Consider the following 7,311-nt stretch of genomic DNA (forward strand, 5'->3'; position numbering starts at 1 on the left):
GCCGCCACGAGGGCCGCGTCGTGTTCGTGGCGGGCGGCCTGCCCGGCCAGCGGGTGCGCGCCAAGCTGACCACGGTGAAGCGCCGCTTTGCCGAGGCCACGCTGGACGCCGTGCTCGAACCGTCGCCCATCCAGTGTACCCCCTTCTGCGCCCACTTCGGCGAGTGCGGCGGCTGCGCCTGGCAGGACCTGCCCTACGCCGAGCAACTGCGCTGGAAGGAACGCTTCGTTGTCGATGCGCTGGGGCGCATCGGCGGCCTGCGCGACGCCAACGTGCTGCCCATCCTGGCCTCCCCTGCCGAGCGCGGCTTTCGCAACAAGATGGAATTCGCCTTCAGCCAGTCCCGCGACGGCCAACTGCACCTTGGCCTGCGTCGCCGCGCTTCGCATGCGGTGGTGGACATAACGGAATGCCATCTGCAAACGCCGCTCACGGTGCGCATCGTAGAGGCCGTGCGCGACCTTGCGCGCGAAAGCGGCCTGCCCGGCTGGGATGACGGCAGGCAGGACGGTTTCTGGCGTTTTCTGGTGGTGCGCGAGCCGGAACTGGGGCGGAATGCCGCAACCGGCACCCCGGCGGAAGGTGACGGAAAGGGCACGCCGGGCCGCCAGTGCATGATCCAGTGCATCACCGGGCGGCACCCCGGCGCGGCCCAGGCCGTGTCGCGCCTGGCCGAGGCACTGCGCGCCCGCTTCCCCGAGGTGACCGGCGTGGTGCATTCGCTGCGCCTGGACCCGGAGCAGATCGCCTACGGCGAACGGGTGCTGGCCGTGGACGGCGAGGCCGTGCTGACCGAGCGCCTGGGTGACAACGACCTGCTGCTGGGCCCCGATTCGTTCTTCCAGACCAACACCGCCGCCGCCAGCCTGCTGTACGACGAGGCGCGCCGCATGGCCGCCGCCGGGCCGGACGACACGGTGTGGGACCTGTACTCCGGCGTGGGGGCCATTGCACTGCACCTGGCGCGCACCTCCGGTGCCGTGCGCGGCTTCGAGATCACGTCCGAGGCAGTCAACGACGCCCGCGCCAACGCCGCGCGCAACAACATCCTGAACTGTTCCTTCGTTTCCGGCGACGTGCGCGCCAGCCTGCGCCGCGAACGGCCCGGCGAGGGCGTGTCGCCGCGTATCGTGGTCATGGACCCGCCCCGCGCGGGCCTGCACGAGGACGTGGTGGAGGCCGTGGCCGCCCACCAGCCGGAGCGCATCGTGTACGTTTCGTGCAATCCGGCCACCATGGCCCGCGACGTGGCCCTGTTCACCACGCGCGGGTATGCGCTGCAAGAGGCGCGTCCGGTCGACCTGTTCCCCCATTCGCCCCACGTGGAATGCGTGGCCCTGCTGACCCGCGCCGGGGAATAATCCGCCAAGCCTGCGGAATGGCGCGGCCCTGTTCGGGCGCGTAGCCCGGCCCGGGCATGAGACAGCCAGACGCAGGGAGGGCGCCAGCCGCCATCTGCCCTAAAAAACGATGCCCGCCGCATGGTCAGCACCATGCGGCGGGCGTTTTCGTCCAGTGCGGCTGCAAAAATGCCTAGTGCGCCCCGCCATGCAGCAAGGGCTTGAAATTGAAGCTGCGCACCCGCTGCTCGTTGTGGCAGACCACGCAGCCCTCCATGGTGGGCTTGTCGATGAGCGAAACGTCGCCCCCCGAATCCACGTGTGCGGAACCGGGACCATGACAGACCTCGCACCCGGCATCGGCCAGATGTGGAGTGGCTTCAAAGCTGACGAACCCGCCCGGCTTGCCGTAGCCGGTGGTATGACAGGCGTAGCAGCCCTGCACTTCTTCCTTGCTCAGCTTGGGGACCATGACCTTCACGCTTTCGGCGGACTTGGATTTCTTGGCGTACTTGCGGAAGGTGGCGTGCTGGTCCGCATGGCAGGGGGCGCAGGCATCGGTGCCCACGTAGCTGCGCGCTTCGGCGGCCATGGCCGTGGAGGTCGGCGGTCCGGCGATGGACAGCACCAGCAGCGCGGCCAGCAAGACCACCGCCAGAGGTACGGACAAAGCCGGGGGCAAAGACGGGGACAGGGGCAGATGCAGGAGCCGGACTGAAACCGGGGCGGAAGGCAGTATCGAAGGCTGGATGAGATTCTGGCGGCGGCACACAACGGCAGACACGGTCAGGCGCATGGCATCCCCCCAATGGCAGATCCGGCGGTTTGACGTGGTGGCGGGTACGGCGCTGCGTTATGCGCCGTGGCGCATTGGTACCGCGTTACAATCGAACAGTCCAGCCTTCATGAATATTTTCGCATTCCTTCCGGGCACTCGTGCCCTGATTGCACGTTTCAGGCGCGGGTTTTCCGGCCACACGACTTCGGGGCACACGTTCCCGGACGCAGGTTTTCAGGCACAGGTTCTCAGGCCGGACATTCCAACCCGTGCCTGCGACGCCGGGGCACCCGCAACGCCATCCAGCACTATTCGTGGCGCGAGGCGGTCATCCTGTCCGGCACCAGCCGGAAAAAGGCCGTGCGTCCCACGGCATCCTCATTGACCGGGGCATCCGGTGCCTGCACGGCGGTCAGCAGGGCACGCACCGCCACGGCAATGTCGGCGGGGTCGTGCAGTTCCTCGGGCCGTCCCCAGGCCAGCACGCTCAGGAAGCGCATGGAAAACTTGCAGCCCGCGCCGTCATCCGGCCTGACCACGTCGGCGTAGGGCACGAACGAACAACAGACAGCTCCGCCGCGCCGCAGCAGTTCCACCTTGTGCCCCTTGCGCGAGGAATGAAAATAGATGGCCCCGTCCGCCACCCCGAACGACAGGGGTACCGCATACGGCTCCATGCCGTCGCACAGCGCCATGGTCATCCACGGGCTGGCGGCCACGCCCGCCCATATCTCCGCCGCATCGGTCACTTCCCTGTCCTTGTGCCGCATGATACCTCCTGTGTGTCATGGTCTGATCCGGCCCCGCTCCGGGCCTGAGCCGGGTCACCGCACGCATTTGAATTGTTCAGGCAATCAGCAAACATGTCCGACACTTCGGTGGGGAATTTTTTCACGAACTCCGCCCCGCCGCGTTGACGCCCACAGCCCGCTGTGATAGACACGACCCGACTTGTGAACGTTTGCACGAAGTGCCCCCGGCAACCGCTCTCTTCTCGATGGGCGCGAAAGCCACGGGACGGTGCCTATGTTCTTCAATAATTGGTTCAAAATCAACGACAAGAAATACCTCGACGCCATTTCCACCGCCGGGGTCATCGGGCTGCACATGGTGTCGGCCACGGTGGTCGGCCTGGGAATGGGCTGGTACCTTGATCGTTGGTTGGGAACGAAGCCGTGGCTCACCGGGGTGTTCCTGATTCTCGGCATCGTGGCTGGGTTCAAGAACGTCTGGCTGGACTCGCGAAGGCTCCTCAAGGCCCAGGACAAGGAAGATGCTGAAAGGTTTGGCCCGAAAGACAGATGAATGGCTGTGGCACAAGGGGTTCCGCGCGTCGGAAATCCGCCTTTTGCTGCGCTGCCAGCTTCTGGTTTCGGGGGCGTCCTTGCTTGCCGGGGTTGCGTGCGCGCCTTTCTGGGACTGGGGGTTGTGGTTCGGCGTGGGGGCCGCGCTATCGACCTTCAATTTCTACGCCTTGGCCAAGTTCGTGCAGGGCATCGTTTTCCTGCCGTACACGCGCGCCATGGCGGCCGGGCTCATGTTCAGATTCTACGGTCGGCTGCTGCTTACCGGTCTGGTCCTTTTCGGCCTGATCGTTTGGCTAAAGGTCTCTGTCTCCGCGCTGCTGGCGGGGCTGTCCACGTGCGTTCTCAGCATCGCCGCGTGGGGAATAGCCAGGGGCGCAGGACAAAAAGTGAAGGAGGCGTAGGGAATGGCTGGTGGATTGCCGCATCCGGTACTCTGGTCCACGCTGCTGCATGTGGACCAGGTCACCATCGGTGGAGCGACCGTCGAATTCAAGCATGTCTTCTACACGTGGTGTGCCATGGCCGTCCTGTTCAGCCTGGGCCTTCTGGTCCGCGGCGGGCTGAAACTGGTGCCCGGCGGCATACAGAACGTTTTCGAAGTGGTCATCGGGGGTCTTGAAGACTTCGTGGTGACCAACATCGGCGAGGATGGACGCAAGGTGTTTCCGCTGCTGGGCGGCATCTTCCTGTTCATTCTCTTCCAGAACCTGCTGGGGCTGGTCCCCGGCTGCGATGCGCCCACGGCCAACGTGAACACCAACGCGGCCATGGCCGTCTTCGTGTTCCTGTACTACAACTACCAGGGCATCAAGCGCTGGGGGCCGGGCTACATCAAGCATTTCATGGGTCCCATGTGGTGGCTCACGCCGCTGATGCTGCCGCTGGAACTCATCTCGCACACCGCGCGCCCGCTTTCGCTGACGCTGCGTCTGTTCGGGAACATCCGCGGTGAAGAAATCGTCATGGTGCTGTTCTTCCTGATGGCTCCCATCGTTGGCACCATTCCGGTGTACTTCCTGTTCCTGCTGGGCAAGGTCCTTCAGTCGTTCATCTTCTTCATGCTGACGATGATCTACCTGAAGGGCGCGTTCGAACACGCCCACTAATCTCGAAGGGAATGGTCAACCGACCAAAACAACCATACGCAAAGAGGAGTTTGTCATGCGCAAGTTTCTGATGATCGCCCTGAACACCGTGGCCCTGATGTCCTTTGCCGCCCTTGCCTTCGCCGCTGATGGCAAGATGGACGCCGGCGCGCTTGGCCTGACCTGCCTCGCCGCCGCCATCGGCATGGCCATCGCCGCCGCCGGTTGCGGCCTCGGCCAGGGCATGGGCCTCAAGGCTGCCTGCGAAGGCACCGCGCGCAACCCCGAAGCGGGCGGCAAGATCATGGTTACCCTGATCCTGGGCCTGGCCTTCATCGAATCCCTCGCCATCTACGCCCTCGTGGTGAACCTGATCCTGCTCGTCGCCAACCCCTTCGTGGGCTAGTTCGCGAGCCTCGATTCGACCGTACGGAAGGAGGCCGTTGCAAACGGCCTCCTTTTTCAGCATTATGGCGGTTCGCCGTACGACATCCGCCAAACGAGAGACCAAGCAAGCCATGCAGACTCCCAAGAGTGAACACATTCCCCGCGCAACCATCCAGCGCCTTGCCGTGTATGTGCAGGTGCTGGAAAACCTGCTGCGTGAAGGGACCGACGTCATATCCTCCGAACCGCTGGCCAAGGCGTGCAACGTCAACGCTTCGCAAATCCGCAAGGACCTTGCCTACTTCGGCGAGTTCGGCGTGCGTGGCGTCGGCTATTACGTCAAGAGCCTCATCGAATCCATCACCAGCGTTCTCGGAGTGAACCGCGAATGGCGCACCGTGCTCGTCGGGGTGGGCAACCTGGGCCGCGCGCTGCTGAATCACAAGGAATTCAAGCTGCGCGGCTTCCACATCGTGGGTGCCTTCGACTGCGACCCCTTCAAGATCGGCGAGGAAGTCTCCGGCCTAGAAGTGGTGTGCACCAAGCGGCTCAAGGAAAAGGTGGCCGACCTCGACGTCGAGATCGGCATCATCACCACGCCGCCGGAACGCGCCCAGCGCGCCGCCAACCATCTGGTGGACGCGGGCATCAAGGGCATTCTCAACTTCGCGCCTGCGCGCATCACGGTGCCGGACGACGTATTCGTGGAGTATGTGGATTTCTTCCACCACCTCTACGCACTGTCGTTCAACATCACCTTCGACCGGGCCAACCGCTGATCAGCCCACGCGCCGCTCACGCTCCGCAGCCGTTCACCGCTGCGCCATGGAACCCGCCATACGGCGGGTTCCGTAGTTGTTGACAGATCGCCGCCCTACGGCGGGTTCCGCTCCCGGGCTCCCCCCTGCTTGTGGTCGTACCGCGCCCGCGCTAGTGTACCACCATGCCGCCAGACGGGGAGCGCTGGCGCGGCGTCCGCCCCCGTGCCAGCCCCACGCCGCGCGCACCGTCCTCCCTCCAAACCACGGAGCGCCCATGGACACCCCCCATCGCCCATCCGCATCGGCCAGCCCGCCAGCCCCAACGGCCACATCGTCCGCACTCGCCTCCGCGTCCGGCAAATCCCGCGCTCATACCCGCTGCTTTGCCCTGCTGACGGATTTCGGGCTGGACGACCCGTACGTGGGCCAGTTGAAAGGCGTGCTGCACCGGCTGGCCCCCTCCGTACCGGTCATCGACATTTCGCACGGCGTCCCGCCCCACCGTGTCGAAACCGCCGCCTTCTTCCTGGCGGCCAGCCACCCGCACTTTCCTGCAGGGTCCATCTTCATCTGCGTGGTGGACCCCGGCGTGGGCACGCCGCGCGGCCTCGTCTCCATGGAAAGCGGCGGGCAGGTGATGCTGGCCCCGGACAACGGCCTGCTGCACCTGGCCGCGGAAGCCCGGCCCGACGCGGTATTGCGCAGGCTGGACCCGGCCCGCCTGCCCGACCCGCAAAGCGCCACCTTTCATGGACGCGACGTGCTGGCTCCGCTGGCCGCACGTCTGACGGCCGGTGAATCCCTTGCCGCCTTCGGCGATCCGGTGCTGTCCACGGATCTTGACCGCCCCGCGTGGGCCGTGCCCCGGCGCGAGGCCGACGGGGTGCACGCCGCCGTACTGCACGTGGACCGCTTCGGCAACGTGGTGCTCAATCTCTCCCTGCGCGAATGGGACTGGCTGGCCGCCTGCCGCCTGCATCTGCCCGACGGCACCCTGATCGACATCGCCCGCGCCGCCACCTATGCCAACATTCCCACCGGGCGCACCGGCCTGGTGGCGGGCAGCCAGGGTTACCTGGAACTGGCGGCGGACAAGGCCTCCGCAGCCGAGCGGCACTGGCTGAGCCCCGGTGCGGAAGTGCTGCTGGAGGACTGCCGGTGAAACTGGCCCCCCTGCTGGCCGCCCAATGTCGCGCCCTTGTCCTGTCCACGGGCTTCCTGACCCGGCTTGCCCCGGCCCGTGCAGCCACCGACGCGGAAATGGCCGCCGGAGTGGCCCACTACCCGCTGGTAGGACTGCTGACCGGACTGGTTTGCGCCGGGCCGTTCCTGCTGGGGCTGCTCGGCGGGCATCCCTGGATACAGGCCCTGGGCTACGCGGCCCTGCTGCTGTGGGCCACGCGCGGCCTGCACTGGGATGGCTGGGCCGACCTCATGGACGCCTGGGGCAGTTCCGCCACCGGCGACCGGTTCTGGGACATCCTGAAGGACAGCCGCATCGGGGCCTTCGGGGTGTTGGGCATCGTTTTCGGCGTACTGGGGCAGGTGATGCTGGCCCATGAGGTCATCACCATGGGCCGGGCCGGGGCGCTGGTGTGGGCCCCCGTGCTGGGGCGCGCCGCCTGCGTGGTGCTGGCGGCCTGCGTGCCCCCC

General features: G+C 66.1%; 10 protein-coding genes. 8 read left to right on the forward strand and 2 right to left on the reverse strand.

What is annotated here, in order from left to right; genetic code table 11:
- Nucleotides 1–1,361 (forward strand): 23S rRNA (uracil(1939)-C(5))-methyltransferase RlmD (gene rlmD / locus FVW27_RS03635; protein WP_167122816.1); only part of this gene is annotated, 1,361 nt, incomplete at its 5' end.
- 172 nt (nt 1,362–1,533) lie between these two features.
- Here the strand turns inward: rlmD and FVW27_RS03640 are convergent.
- Nucleotides 1,534–2,136, reverse strand: coding sequence for a multiheme c-type cytochrome (locus tag FVW27_RS03640; protein WP_167122818.1), 603 nt, complete (start codon nt 2,134–2,136; stop codon nt 1,534–1,536).
- Between the two features lie 290 nt (nt 2,137–2,426).
- Complete coding sequence (locus FVW27_RS03645) at nt 2,427–2,888, reverse strand: pyridoxamine 5'-phosphate oxidase family protein (protein WP_167122820.1); 462 nt, start codon at nt 2,886–2,888, stop codon at nt 2,427–2,429.
- 256 nt (nt 2,889–3,144) lie between these two features.
- On the opposite strand from FVW27_RS03645, the gene FVW27_RS03650 reads away from it, so the two are divergent.
- From FVW27_RS03650 to FVW27_RS03680, 7 genes are all read left to right on the forward strand, one after another.
- Nucleotides 3,145–3,423: an AtpZ/AtpI family protein gene (locus tag FVW27_RS03650; RefSeq protein ID WP_167122822.1), complete on the forward strand. Its 279-nt coding sequence runs from the start codon at nt 3,145–3,147 to the stop codon at nt 3,421–3,423.
- Nucleotides 3,392–3,826, forward strand: coding sequence for an ATP synthase subunit I (locus tag FVW27_RS03655; protein ID WP_167122824.1), 435 nt, complete (start codon nt 3,392–3,394; stop codon nt 3,824–3,826). The genes FVW27_RS03650 and FVW27_RS03655 overlap by 32 nt, the downstream gene beginning before the upstream one ends.
- Before the next feature lie 3 nt (nt 3,827–3,829).
- A complete protein-coding gene (gene atpB / locus FVW27_RS03660) occupies nt 3,830–4,531 on the forward strand; it encodes a F0F1 ATP synthase subunit A (protein ID WP_167122826.1) in 702 nt (233 codons plus the stop codon).
- A 55-nt stretch (nt 4,532–4,586) separates the two neighbouring features.
- On the forward strand, nt 4,587–4,916 hold the full coding sequence (locus FVW27_RS03665) for an ATP synthase F0 subunit C (protein WP_007523853.1): 330 nt from the start codon (nt 4,587–4,589) through the stop codon (nt 4,914–4,916).
- A gap of 64 nt (nt 4,917–4,980) precedes the next feature.
- Nucleotides 4,981–5,676 (forward strand): redox-sensing transcriptional repressor Rex, encoded by a 696-nt coding sequence (locus FVW27_RS03670; RefSeq protein ID WP_167122828.1) that lies wholly within the window; start codon nt 4,981–4,983, stop codon nt 5,674–5,676.
- Between the two features lie 256 nt (nt 5,677–5,932).
- Nucleotides 5,933–6,820, forward strand: a complete 888-nt coding sequence (locus FVW27_RS03675) for an SAM hydrolase/SAM-dependent halogenase family protein (protein WP_167122830.1) — start codon at nt 5,933–5,935, stop codon at nt 6,818–6,820.
- Nucleotides 6,817–7,311: adenosylcobinamide-GDP ribazoletransferase (locus FVW27_RS03680; protein ID WP_167122832.1), on the forward strand; the 495-nt coding region annotated here is incomplete at its 3' end. The genes FVW27_RS03675 and FVW27_RS03680, both read left to right, overlap by 4 nt.

The organism is Nitratidesulfovibrio liaohensis, assembly GCF_011682075.1.
Lineage (GTDB): Bacteria > Desulfobacterota > Desulfovibrionia > Desulfovibrionales > Desulfovibrionaceae > Cupidesulfovibrio > Cupidesulfovibrio liaohensis.